General features: G+C 75.4%; 6 protein-coding genes. 3 read left to right on the top strand and 3 right to left on the bottom strand.

Features of this window, described 5'->3' with window-relative positions; translation table 11 throughout:
* Positions 1 to 34 precede the first annotated feature (34 nt).
* The gene (locus AC5Y3Z_RS23275; RefSeq protein WP_463828001.1) at positions 35 to 1231 is read right to left on the bottom strand and encodes an alpha/beta hydrolase fold domain-containing protein; all 1197 of its coding nucleotides are present in this window, start codon (positions 1229 to 1231) and stop codon (positions 35 to 37) included.
* Positions 1232 to 1530: 299 nt separating this feature from the next.
* Between AC5Y3Z_RS23275 and AC5Y3Z_RS23270 the strand changes: the two genes are divergently transcribed.
* Positions 1531 to 2421, top strand: coding sequence for an alpha/beta hydrolase (locus tag AC5Y3Z_RS23270; RefSeq protein ID WP_473138916.1), 891 nt, complete (start codon positions 1531 to 1533; stop codon positions 2419 to 2421).
* On the opposite strand, the gene AC5Y3Z_RS23265 is transcribed toward AC5Y3Z_RS23270, so the two are convergent.
* Both AC5Y3Z_RS23265 and AC5Y3Z_RS23260 read right to left on the bottom strand, forming a co-directional pair.
* Positions 2422 to 3723 (bottom strand): amidohydrolase family protein, encoded by a 1302-nt coding sequence (locus tag AC5Y3Z_RS23265; RefSeq protein ID WP_473138915.1) that lies wholly within the window; start codon positions 3721 to 3723, stop codon positions 2422 to 2424.
* Positions 3724 to 3730: 7 nt separating this feature from the next.
* Positions 3731 to 4894, bottom strand: a complete 1164-nt coding sequence (locus tag AC5Y3Z_RS23260; RefSeq protein WP_473138914.1) for a CoA transferase — start codon at positions 4892 to 4894, stop codon at positions 3731 to 3733.
* 240 nt (positions 4895 to 5134) lie between these two features.
* On the opposite strand from AC5Y3Z_RS23260, the gene AC5Y3Z_RS23255 reads away from it, so the two are divergent.
* Together AC5Y3Z_RS23255 and AC5Y3Z_RS23250 are read left to right on the top strand one after the other, a co-directional pair.
* Complete coding sequence (locus AC5Y3Z_RS23255) at positions 5135 to 7888, top strand: PE family protein (protein WP_473138913.1); 2754 nt, start codon at positions 5135 to 5137, stop codon at positions 7886 to 7888.
* 256 nt (positions 7889 to 8144) lie between these two features.
* Complete coding sequence (locus AC5Y3Z_RS23250) at positions 8145 to 22910, top strand: PE family protein (RefSeq protein ID WP_473138951.1); 14766 nt, start codon at positions 8145 to 8147, stop codon at positions 22908 to 22910.
* The last annotated feature ends 56 nt before the right edge of the window (positions 22911 to 22966 follow it).

Genomic DNA, 22966 nt, shown 5'->3' with positions numbered 1-22966 from the left:
GCAATCCCCTACCCATCACGCGACCCTAGCGCGATCAGATGACCTCTTGGGCGAACTGCGTGCGGGTGCGGTGCACCTGGTTGAGGAACAACGCCGTCGCGTGGGCCATCGCGCCCGCGCGGGGACCGTCGAGCATGTCGAAGCCGTGGCCGGCACCCGGCAACTCCACGTAGTTGACCGCCGCGGTCGAGACCGAACGCAACCGTTCGACGAAACTGCGCGCCTGATCGACCGGGATCACGTTGTCCCCGCTGCCGTGAATCACCAAGAACGGCGGCGCATTTCGATGTACGCGCGCGATCGGCGAGGCGTCCCGGAAGATCTCGGGATGCCGGGCGATGGATTTCTGGACCACCACCCGCTCCAGGAACTGCACGAACCGATCCCGCTCGGGGGTGGAGCGGTCCTCCCAGCAGTAGCGGCCGTAGATTCCGACCACCGCGTCCACCGAGCTGTCCGCGCCCTCGGGCAGCTTGGCGTCCAGCGTGGCGTCGTTGGGGGTGAGGCCGGCCAGCGCGGCCAGGTGCCCACCGGCCGAACAACCCGCCACCGCGATGAAATCGCGGTCGCCACCGAATTTGTCGACGTTGGCCCGTGCCCATGCGATCGCGGTCTTCACGTCGGTGATGTGCCGTGGCCACCGGTTGTGCGGCGAGACCCGATAGTTGACGGCCAGGCACACCCAGCCCTGCTCGGCCAGTCGTGACATCAGGGCGGTCCCCTGCATGGTGGTGCTGCCGTGCACCCACGCACCACCGGGCAGGAACACCAGCACCGGCGCGTTGGCGGGCAGATCCTTGCGACGCCACACGTCGAGCATCTGCGCGGGGTGGTCGCCGTAGTGCACACCGCGGCGGTGCAGGTACTTGCTGCCACGCAGGGCCGCCCAGAACGGCGGTGTCCGGTCGGCGGCGGGCCAGTCCAGGTCCAGTTCGGCAGCTGAGACCGTGCCGCGCAGTGCGGCAATGGACACCTCGTTGGTGCTTTCCCGGTCCCGGCGGCGCGTCTCGCCGCTGCCGGGGGCGAACCGGCCCTTCGCCGACGTCGACATCAGTTCCGGCGCGATCCGGATGCCCCACACACTCATGGCGGCCATGGTGCCCAAGGGTTCCAACCGCTTGCCGATGATCGGGAGAGCGGCACCGGCTCTGCTCATCGCCAACAGGTAGTCGGCCGGACCGGCGCGCAACAACCGCTTGACGCAAGATTTGGACTGTCCAGTCGCCGTCATGCAGGGCACTGTACCCCTACCCGCGGGTAATAATCGTTCAACTGTGTGCGGTATTGGCCGGGTGGCTCGGGAAATTCGGTAGCCGCATTTGCTGCTCGGGTATTCATAGCTTTCCACGACTGTTTCGCCGTTAGCTGTCGGGTGTCGTGGCGCCGCCGAAAAAGTCCCGCTGCCGGGTCACCGGGACGACCGGCGGCCGGGGCGGCCGATCGTGTGGTGAATATCGCTGTGCCACAGCTGATTTCAATGTTCCGCAGACCCCTGCGGTGCCTGATCGGGGGTGCAGGGATACTGAATCGATGGTCGATGCCGTCCACCCTGATCTGCGCCGGCTGGCGCGCGTTGCGCCCAAGAGATTGGTCGGCCCCCGGACATTGCCGTTGATGCGCGTCGCTATGGGGTTGCGGACCAGGCTGGGCCGCGCCCCGAAGGGCGTCGAGGTGTTGACCCTGCCGTCGGGGGCGGGTGTGCGGCTCTACCGTCCGGCCGGCACCACCGAGCCGGGGCCGGCGTTGCTGTGGATTCACGGCGGCGGCTATGTGCTGGGTTCGGCGCAACAGGACGACCTGCTGTGCCTGGGATTCAGCAAGCGGTTGGGCATCACCGTGGCGTCGGTCGAGCACCGGCTCGCACCCGAACATCCCTATCCCGCGCCCCTGGAGGACTGCTATTCGGTGCTGGCCTGGCTGGCCGGACTTCCCGCAGTGCAGGCCGACCGGGTGGCGATCGGCGGCGCCAGCGCCGGCGGCGGTCTGGCAGCGGCGTTGGCGCTGCTGGCCCGCGATCGCGGCGAGATCACGCCGGCTTTCCAGCTGCTGGTCTACCCGATGGTCGACGACCGCAGCGCGGCGGCGCCGGCCGACCCCGATCACCGGTTGTGGGACCCGGTAGCCAACCGGTTCGGCTGGACCGCCTATCTGGGCGGTGCGGATCCGGCGGTCGCGGTCCCCGCCCGACGCGCGGACCTGCGCGGGCTGCCTCCGGCGTGGATCGGCGTCGGGACCCACGACCTGTTTCACGACGAGGACGTCGAATACGCGCGCCGGCTCACCGAGGCCGGGGTGCCGTGCCAGCTGGAGCGCATCCCGGGTGCATTCCACGGTTTCGACCTGGTGGCACCCAAAGTCACAGTGTCTCAACAGTTCTTCGCCATGCAATGCGACGCGCTGCGCGCAGCGCTGACCCCGTGATCACATCGCGAAGTAGACCAGCTCACCCCTGATCAAGGTGGCCGCCACCAGGGCGGCATCCAGTTCGGCCAGTGCGACCGCGGGCGGCTCGGACAGCACGCACAGATCCCCCGGCTCGCCGATCTCCACCGTCCGCGGCCGGTCCGGCCGATCCGGCCAGCCCAGGAACATCGTCAAAGCAGTTCTGGGCGAGACACATTCGGCGGCGTTGAGCACCGCGCCGCTAGGGGTGGTGCGCGACACGGCGGCCCGCATCGCCGCCCACGGGTCGCCGCTGCCGAACGGCATATCGGTGGACAACGCCACCGGGATATCGGCGTCGAGCAATGAGGCGACCCGCCAGAGTTGGTCGTGCTCGTCGGCGGGGACATCGGTCAGGTACTGGTCCCCGCGCTCGGCAACGAAATTCGGTTGCGTCACCACTGTGATGCCCAATTCGGCCAGATCGGACAGGGTGTCGCCCGGGACGACGGCGGCGTGCTCGATGCGGTCGAACGGATGGCCGCCGGCGGCCCGCAGCGCCGCGATCGTCACCACCAGTTGCGCCGCCGTCACGCAATGCACAGCCACCGGCTGGCCGAACCCGTGCCGCTCACTGATCCACTCCGCCAATGCATTCAGATCAAGCCGGTCATCGTGCAGGATCTTCTTACCGGGCGAGAGCAGGCGCACCCCGGGCCGGAACTCGCCGTTTCGGTGCGCCATCATCAGCGAGATCAGGTCGCCCGCATCGATGTCCGGGGTGGCGTCGGTGACCCCGGTGACTCCGCGCGCGACGATCCGCCTGCTCAGTTCGGCCAGGTCGGTTTCGCGGCGCTGCAGGGCCTGTGCCCACGGATCGGCGCTGCGCAACCGGCCGTCGGGGTGGGCGGCCAAGCCCACCCGGCCGAGCGCTGCGGAGTTGAGTACCCACAGCGCGCCGCTGCGGTGCTGGATACGCAGCGGAACGTGGGCCAGCACCGCATCCAACGTGGCCCGATTCAGTTCCCCGGCAACCGATTCGTGGTATCCGACGGCACGTATCCACCCGTCGGGTCCCGGGACGGCAGTCGACAACGCTTGTGCCAGTTGTTCTTTGGTGTGCACGGCGGGTGGCCCCACGGACAGCGAATCCAATGCCGATGCGGCCGAACGCAAGTGCACGTGATGGTCATGCAGTCCGGGCAAGACGGTGCCACCGCCGGCGTCGAGCACCCCCTCGCCCGCGCGCGGCGATAACTCCCGGCCCACCTGTTCGATTCGCGCGCTAACCCGGATATCGACCGTGCGCCCGTCGAGCAACGCCGCCCTGCGGATCAACATGGCAGCCTCAGCATGTGCGCCGCAGCCTCTCGGTCACCAGGTGGCGGACAGCCTCGTCGTCGGCACCGAGGGCGGCGGCGGGCTCCGGCACCGTCGGCGCCCGCGGCGGCTCGACCGGGCAGGCCGATCCCGGTGCGCCGGTCGGCAGCGCCGCATACGTCGCGGCGACGGCAGCCATCGAGACGTCGATCAGCTCGCCACCGCCCCGGCGCAGCGATTCGGTCACCACCCGGGCGGCCTCCAGTCCGGTCAGCGGATCGGCGATCGCGTCGCCACAGAACACCGGCCCCCGGCCGACCAGGCCACCGGCCACCGCGGCGTCGTCTCCGAACGCCGGCCGTCGGGAAGCCGACCCGTGTCCGCAGATCCGCAGCCAGATCCGGCCCACCCGCGGCGCCAGGTCGTCGGGTCCCAATCCGCGGCGGGCCAGCCCGTCGGGCCGTGACCCTTCGATGACGATGTCGGCCGCGGTCAGCAGCTGACGCAGCTCCCTGGTCTGGCGGTCGAAGTCCAGGCAGTAGGACAGCTTGGCGCTGTTGACCCAGTCGAAGAAGACCGGGTGGCCGCCCCGGGTGCCGTCGGGCCGCTGCGGACTCTCGACCTTGACGACGGTGGCGCCGTCGCGGGCCAGCAGTCGTCCGCACAGCGGTCCGGCCCACATCGAGGACAGATCGGCGACCAGCAGCCCCGCCGGCCCGCGTACCGGGCCCCGTGGCGCCGTCCGACGTACCACGGGCGCGGCCGCGGTGGTCTCACCCAGTGCCGCCGCCGGGATGTCGAGCAGTTCGGCCCGCGCGACGATCTCGGTCGTGGGCCGAGTGGCAGCCCATCTTTCCAGGCACGGCCACGGATCGTCGGCGACCTCGTCTGAACACAGCAGCGCAGGGACCGCCGCAACATCGTCGGGACGCGACAGCGTCACGGCGCACCAACCGTCGCGTGCGCCGAGCAGCCGGGTGGCACCGCCGGCCGACACGCGACCGCGGCGGGTCAGGCCCAGCAACGCGGCCCGGCCGCTCAGCAGCGCGGCGGCGTCGGGGGCGATCTGCTGCGCGCGGCCGACCACCGCCGCGCGCGAGAAGTCGGGCGGCCCGTCCGGCGGACCGGTCAGGTAGGCCAGCCCGCTGCTGCCCCACGCCGGGGTCCAATCCGAGGCGGCTTCCGGACTCACCCCTCCATGGTTGCGCGTGTCGCGGCGCCGGTGTGAACGGGCCCAGCGGAGGTGGAACCGACGTGCGGCGCAGCCCCCCATGCCGAAACTATCCGCATCATTAGCAGGTTTTTGACGGAAAGACAGTTTGTTTTGGCCCAAGTCGAGTTATGGTTCGTATCGGCTTTGCCCATCAGCATGACCGGGGGACATGTAAACCACGGCCTCACCAGGTCGTGACCTAGTAAGTGGACGGTTCCCATGTCGTATCTCCTTGCAACAGCGCCGGACCTGCTGACCGCCGCAGCCTCCGACTTGGCCGGCCTCGGCGCCACGCTGGAGTCAGCCAACGCCGCTGCGGCGGCCTCCACCACCAACCTGCTGGCCGCCGCGCAAGACGAGGTGTCCACCGCCATTGCCGCACTGTTCGGCACCCACGGGCAGGCCTACCAGAGCATCAGCACCCAGGCCGCGGCCTTTCAGGCCCAGTTCACCCGGGCGCTGGCTGCGGGCGCGAATTCCTACGCGCTGGCCGAGGCGACCGCCGCAACCCCGTTGCAGCCGCTGCTCGACCTGATCAACTGGCCGACCGAGACGCTGTTCGGCCGACCGATCATCGGCGACGGCGCGAACGGCATCGATGGAACTGGCGCTGCCGGAAAGCCCGGCGGCTACCTGTTCGGTAACGGCGGCCGGGGTGGAACGGGCGCGGCCGGGCAGGCCGGTGGGGCCGGCGGGTCGGCCGGGTTGATCGGACACGGCGGTGCCGGCGGCAGCGGCGGCGCAACGTCGTCCGGCGCGGGCGGAGCCGGCGGCGCGGGCGGAAACGGCGGCTGGCTCTACGGCAGCGGTGGCGCCGGCGGCGCCGGCGGTGCCAATACCGGTGGACTCGGATCCGGCGGGCTCGGCGGACTCGGCGGCAGCGCCCGACTCATCGGCAGCGGCGGGGCCGGCGGGGCCGGCGGGTCGAGCGTGAGCGGGGCCGGCGGGTCCGGCGGCAACGGCGGCAGCTCCGGACTGCTGTGGGGCAACGCCGGATTCGGCGGAAACGGTGGCAGTGCCGGCGCAAACGGCGCCGGCGGCGCCGGGGGTGACGGCGGCAACGCATGGATCCTCGGCACCGCCGGATTCGGCGGTAGTGGCGGTGACTCCGCAGGTCTCGGGGCCGCCGGTGCCGGCGGCGACGGCGGCAACGCGCTGTTCCTGGCCAACGCCGGGTTCGGCGGCAACGGCGGCCACGCCACCGGCATCGGCGCCGGCGGCGCCGGCGGTGTCGGCGGCAACGCCTGGTTGCTGGGCAACGGCGGCTACGGCGGGGCCGGGGGCAGCAGCGCGAGCGCCGGTGGCGGCGCCGGCGGCGCTGGCGGGGCGGCCTGGCTGATCGGCTTCGGTGGCGGCGGCGGTGCGGGTGGCAGCAGCGGCGGTTCGTTCGGCGGGGCCGGCGGGTCCGGTGCCACCGGCGGACTACTCGTCGGGTCCGGCGGCGCCGGTGGTGCCGGTGGCGCCAATCTCGGCGGTCACGGTAACGGCGGTGCCGGTGGCACTGGTGGCACCGCGTGGCTGTTGGGCAACGGTGGCACCGGGGGCGCGGGCGGAACCAGCACTACCGGCGACGGCGGCGACGGCGGCACCGCCGCCAACGGCGGATTCCTGATCGGGTCCGGCGGGGACGGTGGCCACGGCGGGTCGACGACCTTTGCGGCCGGTTCCGCCGGTAGCGCCGGAACCGCGGGCAGTGCGTGGTTGATCGGCAACGGCGGCGATGGCGGCAACGGCGGGAGCGCGCCCACCGGCGGGCTGGCCGCCAACGGTTCCAACGGCGGTAACGCCGGGTTCTTGCTCGGCTGCGGCGGCGACGGCGGCAACGGCGGGGCGGGTGTGGCCGGAATCGGCGACGGCATCGGCGGCGGTGGTGGCAACGCCTGGCTGTTCGGCAGCGGCGGGGACGGCGGCAACGGCGTGATCGGCGGCACCGCCGGCCGGGCCGGGCTGTTGATCGGCTACGGCGGCGACGGCGGCACGGGACGCCCGGGCGCCAACGGCGGTCTGCTGTTCGGCGACGGCGGCGACGGCGGCGACGGCGGCTTCGAAGTGCCGTCCAACGGCGGCAGCGGCGGCCGATCCTGGTTACTCGGTAGCGGTGGTCACGGCGGCGCCGGCAGTTCCGGCGTCGCAGCCGTCGCCGACGGGAACGGCTGGTATGGCGGCAACGGCGGCGACGCCGGGTTCCTCTTCGGCTTCGGCGGCCACGGGGGGACCGGCGGAACCGGGCTGGTCACGGTGCCTGGATCCGGTAATGGCGGTGGTGGTGGCGCCGGTGGTGACGCCGGGTGGATCTGGGGCCGCGGCGGTGCCGGCGGCCATGGCGGTGGCGGCGGTACGGGCATCGCCGGTGCTGCCGGAGGCATCGGCGGTGCCGGGGGCAACGGCGGCACCGCCGTGCTGCTCGGCAGCGGTGGTGCCGGCGGCAACGGTGGGTCCGGCGGTCTGGCTGGATCCGGCTCGTCGGGCGGAGCCGGAGGCCAGGGCGGAAGTGCCGGTGGCAGCGGCTTCATCTACGGCAACGGTGCAGCGGGCGGCGTCGGTGGCAATGGTGGAGCCGGTGCCGGGGGTGTCGGTGGTCCCGCCGGTGGCGCCGGGGGTGCCGGCGGTCACGGCGCCTCGACCTTCCTGCTCGGCAACGGCGGTGCCGGCGGGGCGGGCGGCTCGGGTGGCAACGGTTCGGGCAACGTCGGCGCGGCCGGTGGCCACGGCGGAGCCGCCGGTAACAGTGGGTTCATCTTCGGTAACGGCGGAATCGGCGGTGGCGGCGGCGCCGGCGGCGAGAACCTGAGCGGCGCTACCGGCGGTCCCGGCGGCGGCGGCGGTACCGGAGGCAGCGCCACCTTCATCGGCAACGGCGGCAACGGTGGCCGCGGGGGTGCCGGGGGTCCGGGCACCCCGGAGGGTGCCGACGGAGCCGGCGGCAGCGGCGGGCGAGGCGGGATCTTCGGCCAGGCCGGCGTCACCGGCTGACAAATTCGAACCGGCAGTCACCACTGTGCCCTAGGAACCGCAGCTATGCCCACGTTAGGCCATTCGACATGGGTCGAGGTGCGGTTAGCATGTCCTTGCAAAACTAACTGGATGTATTTTGGCATTTTTGAGTGAAAGCCAGTTTGTTTTGGCCGAAATCGAGTTATGGTTCGTATCGGCTTTGCCCATCAGCATGACCGGGGGACATGTAAACCACGGCCTCACCAGGTCGTGACCTAGTAAGTGGACGGTTCCCATGTCGTATCTCCTCGCTGCGCCGGACGTGTTGAGCTCCGCGGCTTCCGATCTAGCCGGACTCGGCGCCACGCTGGAGTCGGCAAACGCCGCTGCAGCGGCCTCGACCACCAACCTGCTGGCCGCCGCGCAAGACGAGGTGTCTACCGCCATCGCGGCGCTGTTCGGCACCCACGGGCAGGCCTACCAGAGCATCAGTGCCCAGGCTGCGGCCTTCCACAGCCAGTTCATGCAGAACCTGACGGCCAACGCCGGCTCGTACGCGTGGGCCGAGGCCGCCGGCGCGGCACCGCTCGAGGGACTCGGCGTAGCGGTGCTGGGTGCCATCAACACCCCCACCCAGGTCCTGCTCGGCAGGCCGCTGATCGGTGACGGCGCCAACGGGGCGCAGCCCGGCCAGGCCGGCGGGGACGGCGGCCTGCTGTGGGGCAATGGCGGCGCCGGTGCGGGCGGCGCGGCCGGTCAGGCCGGCGGAGCCGGCGGCAACGCCGGGTTGATCGGACACGGCGGAGTCGGCGGTGCGGGTGGGTCATCGACCACGGCCAACGGTGGCGCCGGCGGGGCCGGTGGCAACGGCGGATGGCTCTACGGCAGTGGCGGCTCCGGCGGCATCGGTGGTGCCAACCTGAACGGACTGGGCACCGGTGGCACCGGGGGTGTGGGCGGTCGGGCCTGGCTGATCGGCGCCGGCGGCACCGGCGGTGCGGCGGGTTGGGGCGCCAACGGTGGCGCTGGCGCGGCCGGCGGCAGCGGCGGATGGTTGTACGGCGACGGTGGTGCCGGCGGCGCCGGTGGCGCCAACACCAGTCCGACCGGTATCGGTGGGACCGGTGGCCGGGGCGGGGACGCCTGGCTGCTCAGCGCCGGTGGTGCCGGTGGGGCCGGTGGCACCGGACCGGGCGGTAGCGGTTTCGGCGGTGTGGGCGGCGACGGCGGCCACGGTGGTCTGCTGGCCGGCGCCGGCGGCGCCGGTGGTACCGGCGGCACCGCGGGCATCGGCGGCACCGGCGGATCCGGTGGCGACGCGGGCTGGCTTTCCGGTGCGTCCGGCGGGGCCGGTGGCATCGGCGGCATCGGCAATACCGGCAGCGGCGGCGTCGGCGGCACCGGTGGGTCCGGTGGTCTGTTCGGTCCGGGTGGGTCGGGCGGCACCGGTGGCACCGGCGCGGCGATCGGTGGCATCGGCGGTCGCGGTGGCCACGCCGGATGGCTGCTGGGCACCGGTGGCGCGGGCGGCAGCGGTGGCACCAGCGGTACCGGCAACGGCGGTGGAACCGGCGGCGCCGGCGGCAACGCCGGCTGGCTGTACGGCAACGGCGGCGTCGGCGGCAACGGTGGCCGGGGTGGCGACGGGCTCGCCGGGATCTCCGGCGGCAATGGCGGTGACGGTGGGGCGGGCGGCCGGGGCGGTCTGCTGTTCAGCGACGGCGGCAACGGCGGCAACGGTGGGACCGGCGGCAGGGGTGGCACCGGCATTCAAGGCAGCAACGGCGCAGACGGGGTCTGGGGCGTCGACTACGGCAACGGAGACGGCGGCGGCCAGAACGGTGGCGGCGGCGGCGTCGGCGCGACCGGCGGTAATGGTGGCAACGGCGGTGCGGCTGGTCGCGGTGGCCTGCTGTTCGGCGAGGACGGCATCCTCGGCCGGGGCGGCAATGGTGGCGACGGCGGCACCGGCGGCGGCGCCGGCAACGGCGGCAACGGTGCGGCCGGCACGCTGGCGAATCCCGACGGCGGTCGGGGCGGCAACGGCGGCAACAACGGTGCCGGCGCCGCAGCCGGCGGCACCGGTGGCTACGGCTCGGTCATCGGCAAGCACGGCGCGGCCGGCACCATGGCCACCGGCACCGGGGGCAACGGCGGCACCGGTGGCGCGGGTTATGACGCATCGACCGGTTCCATCGCCGGCGCCAGTGGCGGCAACGGCGGACACGGTGGTGACGGCGGCAACTACGGCAACGGTGGCGCCGGTGGCGCCGGCGGCAACGCGGCGGCGGGCAAGGCCGGTGCTGATGGCGTCGACCCCGGTGACAGCGGCGGCCACGGTACGGCCGGCGGCTCGGGTGGTGCCGGTGGCTATGGCGGCAAGGGTGGTTCGGTCGCCGGTGCCGGCGGTGTGGGTGGCGCAGGCGGCGACGGTGGCACCGGTGGTTCCGGCGGCAAAGGTGTCAACGGCCAGTCCAGCACCGTCGCCGGTGTCAACGGCGGCGACGGTGGCAACGGCGGCAGTGGTGCCGACGGCGGCAATGGGGGCGCCGGCGGAATGGGTGGCACCGACCATGTGGGCAACGCCGCCAAGGCGGGCGCCAACGGCGTCGGCGGTAACGGCGGCGATGCCGGCGCGGCCGGTACCGGTGGGCGCGGCGCCGACGGCACCGCCGCGCACGTCAACGGTTCCGACGGCGGCAAGGGCGGCGACGCCGGTCTGTCCGGCTTCAAAGGCCTGGGCGGTGACAACGGCGTCAGTACCGTGGTCGACGGCAAAGACGGCCTGGGCGTCAACGGCGGCCGGGGCGGTGACGGCGGTAATGGTGCCGTCGGGGCCGCCGGCAGCCAGGGACTGGGCGCCGGGGCCAGTGGTGGCAATGCCCAAGCCGGTGGCGATGGTGGTGACGGCGGCAAGGGCGGCGCTGCCGGTCGCGCCGGGACCACAGCTGGTAGCGGTGGCACCGGCGGCGGAGGTGGCGAAGGCGGTGAAGGCGGTTCCGGTGTGCGGGGTGCAGATGCGACCGGCACCGACGCCAACGGCGTGGGCAACACCGGCCAGCAGGGTGGCGACGCGGGCAAGGGCGGGGCGGGAGGAACCGGCGGCAAGGGCGGCGCGGCCGGTGACGCAGGCCCCTACGGCGGGTCAGCAGGTACCGCCGGTGCCGGTGGCGCCGGGGGTGACGGTGGCGCTGCGGGGACGGCGGGCGCCGGTGGCCACGGGGCGGCCGGTGCCGACGGACAGACCGGGGTGGACTACGGCACTGGTGCCGGCGACGGTGGCCGGGGCGGTGACGGCGGCAAGGGCGGCAACGGCGCCAGCGGCGGCAACGGCGGGGTCGCGGGCCTCAACGGTGACGGCACCGCGCCCACGGCGGCCAACGGCGCGGGCGCCAAGGGCAGCGATGGCGGTGCCGGCGGCAACGCCGGCGCCGGTGGACGGGGTGTGACCGGGGCGTCGGGCTCCGCCGGGGTGAACCTGGGCGCAGGCGCCGAAGGTGGTAGCGGCGGCGCGGGTGGTCGTGGCGGCGATGGTGGCACTGGCGGGACGGGCGGCTTCAACGGGGGCAGCACCACCAGCCACGCCGCTGACGGCACCGGCGGCCTGGGCGGGCGCGGCGGTAACGCCGGCGTTGCCGGCGACGGTGGCCGCGGCGCGGACGGTACCGCCAGTTACGTCGACGGCGGCAAGGGCGGTGCCGGTGGTGACGCCGGTGCGATCGGCCAGCACGGCACTGGTGGTCTCAACGGTGACGGCAGCGGCCCTGCGGGCAATCTTTCCAACGGCACCGGCGCCAATGGCGGTAAGGGTGGCGACGGCGGTCGGGGTGCCGGCGGCGCCGCGGGCGCCAACGGTCTCAACCCCGGCGACAGCGGTATCGACGGTGGTGCCGGCGGTAAGGGCGGCGACGCCGGCAGCGGTGGTATCGGTCGGGGCGCGGGCTTCACCGGGGGTGCCGCGGGCGCGGCCGGTGCCGGTGGTGACGGTGGGCGCGGTGGTTCCGGCCTCAACGGCAGCACCGGGGTGGCCACCTCGGGTGCGGGTCTGGCCGGCGGTGACGGCGGTAACGCCGGCAGTGGCGGTAGGGGTGGCGACGGCGGTAAGGGCGGCAGCGGCGGCGCGGGCACCGACGGCGCCGGTATCGGCGCTGGCACCGATGGTGGTGCGGCCGGTAAGGGCGGCGATGCCGGCACTGCCGGCAGTGGTGGTGTGGGCGCCTCCGGTCATGACGGCACCGCCGGGCACCGCGACGGCTATGACGGCGGCAACGGCGGCAAGGGCGGTAAGGGCGGCAACGGTGGCAACGGTGGCACCGGTGGCGCAGCGGGAACCGGCAGCAACGCGGCCTCGCTGAAGGCCGGGGTCGACGGTAACGGCGGCGCGGCCAGCAACGGTGGCGCCGGTGGCGCCGCCGGCAGCGGTGGCGCGGGTCAGTCGGGGGCAGCCGGGGTGGCCGGGTCCACCCAGTACGGCACGGCCGGGCAGGGTCAGGCCGGTGCCAACGGTGGAGCTGGTGGCGTCGGCGGCGAGGGCGGCGCCGGCGGTAAGGGCGGCACCGGACTCAGCGCGGGCAGCGACGGCACCGGCGGCCTGGGCGGGCGCGGCGGTAACGCCGGCACTGCCGGCGACGGTGGCCGCGGCGCCGATGGCACGAGCAGTTACCTCGACGGCGGCAAGGGCGGTGCCGGTGGCAACGCCGGCACGGTCGGCGCCCATGGCACCGGCGGCCTCAACGGTGACGGCAGCGGCCCTGCAGGCAACAACGGCGACGGTTTCGGCGCCAATGGTGGCAGGGGTGGCGACGGCGGTCATGGTGCCGAAGGCGCTGTCGGCGCCAACGGCCTCAACCCCGGCGACAGCGGGGCGGCGGGCGCCGCGGGCGGTAAGGGTGGCGAAGGCGGCGCCGGCGGTACTGCCAGCGGTAGCCAGACCCCGGCCGGCCTCACCACCCACGGTGGTGACGGCGGCACCGGCGGAAAGGGCGGCGCCGGCGGTAAGGGCGGCAGCGGCTTGAACGGGGCCAACGGCGCGGCGATCACCGGATCGGGCGGCGACGGTCAGAACGGTGGCAACGCCGGTGCCGGCGGCGCCGGCGGCGACGGTGGCACGGGTGGCAACGCCGGTGGCGGTGGCACCGGCGGCGGCATCGCCGGCAACGCCGGTAGCGGCGGCAACGCCGGTAACGGCGGGGACGCCGGAGCCGCCGGAAAGGGCGGCCTCGGAGCCAACGGTGCGCCCGGCGCGGCCGGCGTCGACGCCTACGGCAATGGTGTGGGCGGCGGCCAAAGCGGTGGCGACGGCGGCAATGGCGGTAACGGCGCCAACGGTGGTGACGGTGGCAAGGGCGGCGCTGCCGGTATCGGCGCCGGCGGCAACGCCGGCGCGTACGGTGACGGCGGCAATGCCAGCAACGGTGCCGTCGGCGGGGCGGCGGGCTCCGGCGGGGGCGGCGTCAAGGGTTCGGTCGGCACCGCAGGCGCCGACCTCTACGGCACCGGTGTCGGCGCCGGTCAGGACGGTGGAAACGGCGGCGACGGCGGCACCGGCGGTAACGGCGGGGCCGGCGGCACCGGTGGAAAGGCGCTCGGCGGCACTGCCAAAGCAGGCACCAACGGCACCAGTGCGGCAGGCGGCATCGGCGGCAATGCCGGCGCGGCAGGCGACGGAGGTCGGGGTGCCAACGGCATCAGCGGCACCGCCTACGCCGATGGCGGCCGGGGTGGCGCGGGCGGCAATGCTGGGCACATCGGGCTGGGTGGTCTCAACGGCAACGGCGTGGGCACTGCCGCGTCGGGCACCGGCGCCAACGGCGGCACCGGCGGCACCGGTGGTGACGGCGCGGCCGGGCTGACCGGTACCAACAACGGCAGCGCCGGGGCCAACGGCTCCGTCGGCGGCGACGGCGGCAACGGCGGCGGCGGTGGCACCGGTGGTATCGGTCGGGGTGCCGGCTTCCACGGCGGCGATGGCGGTGCGGCGGGCACCGGCGGCGCCGGCGGCCTCGGCGGCTCCGGCGTCGACGGCGCCAACGGGACCACCACCGCCGGGGTGGGTAACAACGGTCAGGACGGCGGCGACGCCGGGGCCGGCGGCAGGGGCGGTAAGGGCGGCGACGGCGGCAGTGCCGGCAGCGGCACCGACGGCGCCACCAAGGGCACCGCGACCAACGGCGGGGCGGGCGGCGCAGGTGGTGCCGCGGGCACCGCCGGCAAGGGTGGCCTCGGCGCGACCGGCCACGACGGCACTTCCACCCACCTGGATGGTTATCGAGGCGGCGACGGCGGGGCCGGCGGTGACGGCGCCAACGGTGGTAACGGCGGGGCCGGCGGCAACGCCGGCGGCAACGGCACCAACACCGCGACCGCAGGCACTTACGGCAAGGGCGGCAATGCCTCCAACGGTGGCGCCGGCGGAGCAGCGGGCGCCGGCGGGGCCGGCCTCACCGGCGCCAACGGGGTCGCCGGAACCAATAGCGGCATTGGTGTCAGCGGCGGCAACGGTGGCGATGGCGGCACCGGTGGCGACGGTGGCAAGGGTGGCGTCGCAGGCCAAGACGGCAACGGTGGCACCACCGCGACCAACGGCAAGGGCGGCATCGGTGGCCGGGGTGGTAACTCCGGCACGGCCGGTGACGGCGGCCGCGGTGCCGATGGCGTCGCGGGTACCGCCAACCTCGCCGGTGGTGCGGGCGGTCGCGGCGGTGACGCGGGCGCCATCGGGCTCGGCGGCGACGGCGGTGCGGACGGCGTCGGCACCGGCAACGGCGGCACCGACGGCCCCGGCACCGGCGCCAACGGTGGCAGGGGTGGCGACGGCGGCACCGGCGCGGTGGGTAACGCCGGCAAAGACGGCGTCAATCCGGGCGACAGCGGCACCAATGGCACGACCGGCGGAAACGGCGGCAGTGCCGGTGCCGGCGGTACCGGACGCGGCGCCGGCTTCCACGGTGGCAACGCCGGCACAGCCGGCCGGGGTGGCGACGGTGGTGCCGGTGGATCCGGTGTCACCGGCAGGGACGGTTCCTTCGGCGCCGGTCAGGGCGGCGCCGGATTGATCGGCGGCAACGCGGGCAACGGTGGCAACGCGGGCAACGGCGGCAGCGGCGGCAACGCCGGCGCCGGCACCGACGGGGCCACCGCGGGTACCTCGTCCAGCGGCGCGGCCGGCGGCCGGGGCGGCAACGCCGGCAATGCGGGCAACGGCGGCAACGGCGCCCTCGGACACGACGGCACCGCGGCCCACCCCGATGGCTACACCGGTGGTAACGGCGGCGAAGGCGGCAGGGGCGGCAACGGCGGCAACGGCGGCAACGGCGGCACCGCGGGCATCGGTGGCACCAACATCTCTGCCGGGGGCGCCAAGGGCGCCGGCGGCAACGCCACCAACGGCGGCACCGGTGGGGCGGCCGGCACCGGCGGCAACGGCATCGCCGGCGCCGACGGCCTGGCCGATGTCGACAAGTACGGCACCGGTATCGGCGGCGGCCAGAACGGCGGCAACGGTGGCGACGGCGGGACCGGCGGTGCTGGCGGCGCCGGTGGCACCCGGGGCACGGCAGGCACCATCGGTACCGGGGCTGCCATCAACGGCACCGCGGGCAACGGCGGCAACAGCGGGGCCGGCGGCAACTCCGGGCAGGCCGGCGCCGGTGGCGACGGCGCGAAGGGCACCGCCGCCAACCCCAACGGCGGCAACGGCGGCAAGGGTGGCGACGCGGGCAACATCGGCAAGGGTGGCACCGTCGGCACCGCCGGCACCGGAGGCGTCAACGGCGGCAAGGGCGCCGACGGCATCGGCGCCCACGGCGCTGACGGTGGCGTCGGCGGTGACGGCGCGGCGGGCACGGCCGGCAAGAACGGCGTCAATGCCGGTGACAGCGGCACCAACGGCACGGTCGGCGGCCAGGGCGGTCTCGGCGGTGACGGTGGCACCGGTCGCGGCGCGGGCTTCCACGGTGGCACCGGCGGTGACGGCGGCCAGGGTGGCGCGGGCGGCGACGGTGGCTCCGGGGTGAACGGCGCTGCCGGCACGGTCACCACCGGTGCCGGCAACGACGGGCAGAACGGCGGCAATGCCGGCAGCGGCGGCAACGGCGGCGGCGGCGGCAGGGGTGGCAACGCGGGCGGCACGTCCGACGGCGCCAGCGTGGGCAGCTCGGGTAGCGGCGGCGACGCCGGCAAGGGTGGCGACGCCGGTACCGCCGGTAACGGTGGCGCCGGTGCCATCGGCCACGACGGCTCCTTCCCGGCCGGCAACAACGGCGACGGGTACCGCGGCGGCAACGGTGGCAACGGCGGGACCGGCGGCAACGGCGGCAACGGCGGCACTGGCGGCGCTGCGGGCACCGGGACCGGTGGTACAGCCGGCGCCAACGCCAACGGTGGCAACGCCAGCAATGGCGGCAACGCCGGGCGCCCGGGTGACGGTGGTCACGGAGCCGACGGCACGTCGGCCCACGTCGACGGCGGCCGGGGCGGTGACGGCGGCAACGCCGGTACCGCAGGTAAGGGCGGTACCGGCGGCACGGCCGGCGCCGGCGCCACCGCCGGCACCAACGGCAGCAAGGGTCTTGCGGTCACCGGGGCGGCCGGTAACGGCGGCAACGGCGGGGCGGGCTTCACCTCGACGGCCTCCGGCGCCGACGGCGGCGACGGTGGGGCCGGTGGCGACGGCGGCAACGTCGGCAACGGTGGCAACGGCGGCGACGGCGGCAACGGCGTGATCGGCGACGACGGTGTCAACGGCACTGCCGCAAACCCCAACGGCACCAACGGTCAGGCCGGTGGCAGCGGCGGCGACGGCGGCGCAGGCGGCATCGGCCATGGCGCCGGTAGGCACGGCGGCAACGGCGGTGCCGCAGGCACCGGTGCCGACGGCGGCAGCGGCGGCAGCGGCTGGACCGGACGCGAGGGGCAGTCCGGCGCCGACCTCTACAACAACGGCATTGGAGGCGGCGAGAACGGCGGCAATGGCGGCAGCGGCGCCAACGGTGGCAACGGCGGCAACGGCGGTGTCGGCGGTGCCGGGCTGAACGGCGCCACCAAGGGCAACACCGCTGCCGGCGGTTCGGCCGGAAACGGTGGAAACGCCGGGACACCTGGCGACGGCGGCGACGGTGCCGCAGGCACCGCGAGCTACACCACCGGCGGGGCCGGCGGCAACGGCGGCAGCCCGGGCACGGCGGGCGGCGGTGGCACCGGCGGCAGCGGCTCGACCCTGGGCGCGGACGGCAACGACGGCGCGATGCCGTCCGCCCCGGCAGGCAACGGTGGTCACGGGGGCGTGGGCTACACCGCTACCGAGCACGGCGCTGCGGGCGGCGAGGGCGGCGCCGGTGGTCACGGCGGCACCTACGGCAGCGGCGGCGACGGCGGCGACGGCGGCGACGGCGCCGACGGTCTGGACGGCACCGACGGCATCAGCGGGTCGGCCGACAATGTCAACGGCACCGTGGGCGAGAACGGCGGCAAGGGCGGCAAGGGCGGCATCGGCGGGAACGCCGGCGCCATGATGGGCGACGGCGGCAACGGCGGTAAGGGCGGCGTCGGCGGCTCCGGCGGCGACGGCGGTCACGGCGGGACCGGGGCCGACGGATTCACCCCCGGTGACAACGGTGGGTTGGGCGCCAACGGCGGTCAGACCGGCGGCGCCGGCGCCAGCGGCGGCCACGGTGGCGACGGTGGCGACGGCGGCGCCGGCGGTACCTCGGGGTTGTACGGCTTCAAGGGTGAGCAGGGCGCCGGAGGCGCAGCCGGTGCCGGTGGTGACGGTGGCGACGGTGGAACCGGTGGTTCCGGCGATGACGGCGCCGACGGTGTCACCAACGAGAACGCCTACGGCACTGGTATCGGCGGTGGTCAGGACGGCGGCAACGGCGGCAACGGCGGCGTCGGCGGGGTGGGCGGCAACGGCGGCAAGGGCGGCAGCGGTAGCACCATCGGCGCCGGCGGCAACGCCGGTAACGGTGGTGCCGGCGGGGACGGTGGAGCCCAGGGCGACGGTGGCCACGGCGCCGACGGCACCAAGGCCAACCCGGACGGTGGACGCGGCGGCAGCGGCGGCGACGCCGGTGTCGGCGTCGGCGGCGGCGCGGGCGGCACCGGTGGCACCGGTTCCACCAAGGGTGCCGACGGCAGCCACGGTGGCAGCGGGTCCACGCCGTCGGATATCGGTGGCGACGGTGGTGACGGTGGCGACGGCTACAACCCGACCACCCCCGGTGCGCACGGTGGCAAGGGCGGCGCCGGCGGTGACGGCGGCAATTACGGCAACGGCGGCGACGGCGGTCAGGGCGGCAACGGCGTCGCGGGCGCCACCGGCAACGACGGCAGCGCTACCAGCATCAACGGCACCAACGGCCAGGCCGGTGGTAACGGCGGTGACGGCGGTAAGGGCGGCAACAGCGGCATCTACAACGGCTACGCCGGCACCGGTGGTGACGCCGGCAGCGGCGCCAACGGCGGCACTGGCGGCAACGGCTACAACGTCCCGGGCGGCATCGGCGGCAACGCCGGCAACGGTGGCAACGGCGGTACCGCCGGCCAGGGCGGCGCCGGCGGCGACGGCTTCCTCGGCGGCGGCGACGGCGGCACCGGCGGCAACCCCGGCAAGGGTGGTGCCGCGGGCACGCCCGGCAACAACGGCACCGGTTTGTCCGGTGCGGCTGGTGTGGCCGGTACCGACGGTCAGCTGGTCGCTCCGGGCACCGGCCGCGGTGACGGCGGCGACGGTGGTGACGCCACTGGTGTTCCGGGTGCCCACCAGCAGGGTTACGACGGTGGTGACGGTGGTGACGCCGGTCAGTACGGCGACGGCGGCGACGGCGGCAAGGGCGGCCAGGGCGGCCAGGGCGACACCGGCGCCAACGGCACCTTCCCCACCACCGGCAAGGGCGCCGACGGTGGCACCGGTGGCGTCGGTGGTGACGGTGGCCGGGGTGGCAACGGCGGCTGGGTCAGCGGTAACAGCGGCGACGGCGGCGACGGCGGCACCGGCGGTACCGGTGGTACCGGCGGTAAAGGCGCCACCGGCGACTGGAACTACAACCCCGGCGGCGGCTTCGGCACCGGCGGCGACGGCGGCAACGGCGGCGCGGGTGGCACCGGCGGCCAGGCGGGCGACGCCGGCACGGTCACCAACGGCACCGTTGGTGTCGGCGGCACCGGTGGGCAGGGTGGCACCCCCGGTCTCGGCGGCGCCGGCGGCACCGGCGCGGCGGGCGACGCGACGCACACCACCGGCGGCAAGGGTGGCCACGGCGGCAACACCGGCACCGTCGTGGGCGGCGGTGGCCAGGGCGGCGCCGGCAGTACCCCCGGCGCGAACGGCGCGTCCGGCGTACCGAACCCCAGCACCGGCGGCGGCGCCGGCGGTACCGGTGGCGCCGGTTACTCTCCCACCACCCCGGGCGCCAGCGGCGGCGACGGCGGCCTCGGCGGTGACGGCGGCGATCACGGCAACGGTGGCGCCGGCGGTGCCGGCGGAAACGGGGTGGCCGGCACCAACGGCGTCAACGGGACCGTGCCCGGCGCGAGCGGCACCGACGGTCAGACCGGCGGTTCCGGCGGTGCCGGTGGCGCCGGTGGCAACGGTGGCACCGTGGCCGGCAGCGGTGGCGTCGGCGGGGCCGGCGGCCGGGGTGCCGACGGTGGTGACGGCGGCAAGGGTGTGATCGGCAAGTACGGCGTGGCAGGCACCGACTACGGCCAGGGCGCCGGGATCGGCGGCGGACAAAAGGGTGGCGACGGCGGCAGCGGCGGCAACGGCGGCAACGGCGGTGCGGGCGGCGTCGGTGGCAAGGCCGCGGGCGGCACCGGCGCGGCTGCCGCCGCCGGCGCGACCGGCACCGGCGGCAACGGCGGCGACGCGGGAACCGCCGGCGATGGCGGAGCCGGCGCGAACGGCACCACCCTGCACCGCAACGGCGGCAACGGCGGAGCCGGTGGGGACGCCGGATTCGCCGGCGCGGCCGGCAACAACGGCGGCCTCCCCGGCACCCCGGTGATCGCGCCCAACGGCAACGGTGGGCACGGCGGCAACGGTTACCACCCGTTCACCCCGGGCAACAATGGCGGAACCGGCGGTAACGGTGGCGACGGTGGCCGGATCGGCAACGGCGGCAACGGCGGCAACGGTGGCAACGGCGTGTCCGCCACGGTCGCCGGCACCAATGCGACCGCCTACGGCGGCAGCGGCACCGCTGGCGACACCGGGGGCGCCGGTGGCGCCGGCGGCCACGGCGGCAGTGGTGGCGCGGACGCCGGCAACGGTGGCACCGGCGGTACCGGCGGCAACGGCGGCAACGGCACCGCGGGTGGCAACGGCAAGCTGGGCCTGGCCGGTGTCGCCGACACCGACCAGTACGGCACCGGCGTCGGCGGCGGTCAGGACGGCGGCAACGGCGGGGCCGGCGGCAACGGCGGGGCCGGTGGCAACGGCGGCAACGGTGGCGCGGCACCCAACGGCGTCGTCGGCAGCGGCGGCAAGGGCGGCAACTCCGGGAACGGCGCGAACGGCGGCACCCCCGGCGACGGCGGCAACGGCGCCAACGGCACCGTGACCAACCCCGACGGCGGCAACGGCGGCAACGGCGGCACCGCCTACGTGGGCCAGCACGGCACCATCGGTGCCGGCGGGTTCGACGGGAACGGTGCCAGCCAGGCCGCCAACGGCAACCCCGGCACCGATGGGCTCCCGCTGGGCACCGTGGGTAACGGTGGCAACGGCGGCGCGGGTTATGACGCATCCACCGGGACCGTCCCCGGGGCCGACGGCGGCAACGGCGGCCGCGGCGGCAACGGCGGCACGTACGGCGACGGTGGCAACGGCGGGGCCGGCGGCCACGCCGCCGACGGCACCAACGGCCTAGCCGGAACCGGTCCGGGCGCCTCCGGCACCAGCGGAACGCCCGGCGGCAAGGGCGGCGCCGGCGGCGGCGGTGGCAACGGCGGCACCATCTCCGGTGACAGCGGCAACGGCGGCAGCGGCGGCAACGGCGGTGATGGCGGTAACGGCGGCAGCGGCATCGACGGTGGCGCCGGCCAGGCCGGCGGCAACGGCGGCAGCGGCATGGACGGTGGCGCGGGCGGGGCCGGCGGCAATGCCGGCACCGTGACCTCGGGCACCCAGGGCTTCGGTGGCTCGGGTGGCAACGGCGGTAACGCCGGGACTCCGGGTGACGGTGGCAAAGGTGGGGACTCCACCAGCGCCGGCGTCTCCGGCGGCCGGGGTGGCGACGGCGGCGACGCCGGAACCGCGGGCGCTGCTGGAGCCGCCGGCACCGGCCAGACCGGACCGGGCGCCGGCACCGCCGGCACCCCGGGCACCGCAGTGACCACGCCGGCCGGCAATGGCGGCGAGGGTGGCAAGGGCTTCAGCCCGACCGACCCGGGCGCCAGCGGCACGCGTGGCGGCGACGGGGGTAACGGCGGCAACGTCGGCAACGGTGGCAAGGGTGGTGACGGCGGCAACGGCGTCGCCGGAGCGGCCGGCCCCAATGGCTCCGGTCCAGGCGGAAACGGCAACCCGGGCATGACCGGCGGCTCCGGTGGGGCCGGCGGTAATGGTGGTAACGGCGGCTCGATCTCCGGTGCTGCCGGAGTCGGCGGCAACGGTGGTAGCGGCGCCAACGGCGGTCAGGGCGGCAACGGCGTGGCCGGTGGTACCGCTCAGGCCGGTGGCCGGGGCGGCGACGGCGGCAGCGGCGGTAACGGCGGCAACGGCGGGGCTGGTGGCAAGACGCTGGGCGGTAGCGGTGTCCAGGCCGCGGACGGCGCCGGTGGCAACGCCGGTAGCGGCGCCAGCGGCGGCAACGGCGCCCTCGGCGGCAACGGTGCGGTCGGCGTGGCCGGCGTCAACAGCGGCAACGGTGGTAACGCGGGCAACGGCGGTGGTGGCGGCAACGGCGGCAACGGCGGCAACGGCGGCACCGGGTCGACGACCGGCACCGCGGGCAGCGCGGGCTCCGGCGGCAACAGCGCCGCCGGCGGTACCGGCGGCAACGGGGCGGCCGGCACCAGCGCCTCGAACCCCAACGGCGGCAACGGCGGCCGCGGCGGTGACCGAGGCGTCGCCGGCACCGCGGGAACGGTCGGCTCCGGCTCGGGCAGCCCGACTGCCGGCAACGCGGGCACGGCAACCACCAGCGGCGGCAACGGCGGCACCGGCGGCACCGGGTGGACCTCCACCACGGCCGGTGTCGACGGTGGCAACGGCGGCAAGGGCGGCGACGCCGGCAACGTCGGTACCGGCGGTACCGGCGGCACCGGCGGCAACGGCGCGCCCGGGTCGCAGGGCGCCGCGGGCACCACGCCGGGCTCCAACGGCAACACCGGCGCGACCGGCAGCGCCGGCGGCAAGGGCGGCGACGGCGGCCTGGGTGGCTCCATCTCCGGTGACGGCGGCAAGGGCGGCAACGGTGGCCAGGGTGGCACCGGCGGCCGGGGTGGCAACGGCGCGGCGGGCGACCCCACCTTCACCATCAACAACGGCATCGGCGGCAAGGGCGGCGACGGCGGACTCGGCGGCGGTGGCGGACTGGCCGGCACCGGCGGCAGCACCCTCGGTACGGGTAACGGCGGCGCCGGCGGCACCGGTGGTACCGGCGGTACCGGCGGCGCGCCGGGTACCGGCGGAAACGGTGCCACCGGTACCGCGACCCACCCCGACGGCGGCACCGGCGGCGCCAGCGGCACCGGTGGCAGCGGCGGCCAGGGTGGTCAGGGCGGCGGCGGCGGCACTGCCACCAGCGGCAAGGGTGGCAACGCCGGCGCCGGTGGCAGGGGCGGCCAGGGCGGCAATGTCCTGACCGGCCAGACCGGTGGGGTCGGCGGCAACTCCGGCCCCGGCGGCAAGGGCGGCGACGGCGGCACCGGCCCCAGCGGCGGCAACGGCGGCAGCGGCGGGTCCGCGGGCACACCCGGGACCGGTGGCGCCGGCCCCGGTGCGGCTGCGACCGCCGGCAGCAAGGGCGCCGGTGGCAACTTCGGCACTGGAGGCGCCGGTGGCATCGGCGACACCGGCAACGGGAACACCGGCGCCCCCGGCACCGCCGGCACCTAGAGACGGGCAGGCCGACCGTCCGGTCCAGCAGCGAGGCTGGACGGTCGGCCTGCTAT

This window comes from Mycobacterium sp. NGS61 (assembly GCF_059812325.1).
The sequence above is the reverse complement of the archived record's forward strand: the minus strand, read 5'-3'. Positions and strand labels throughout refer to the sequence as shown.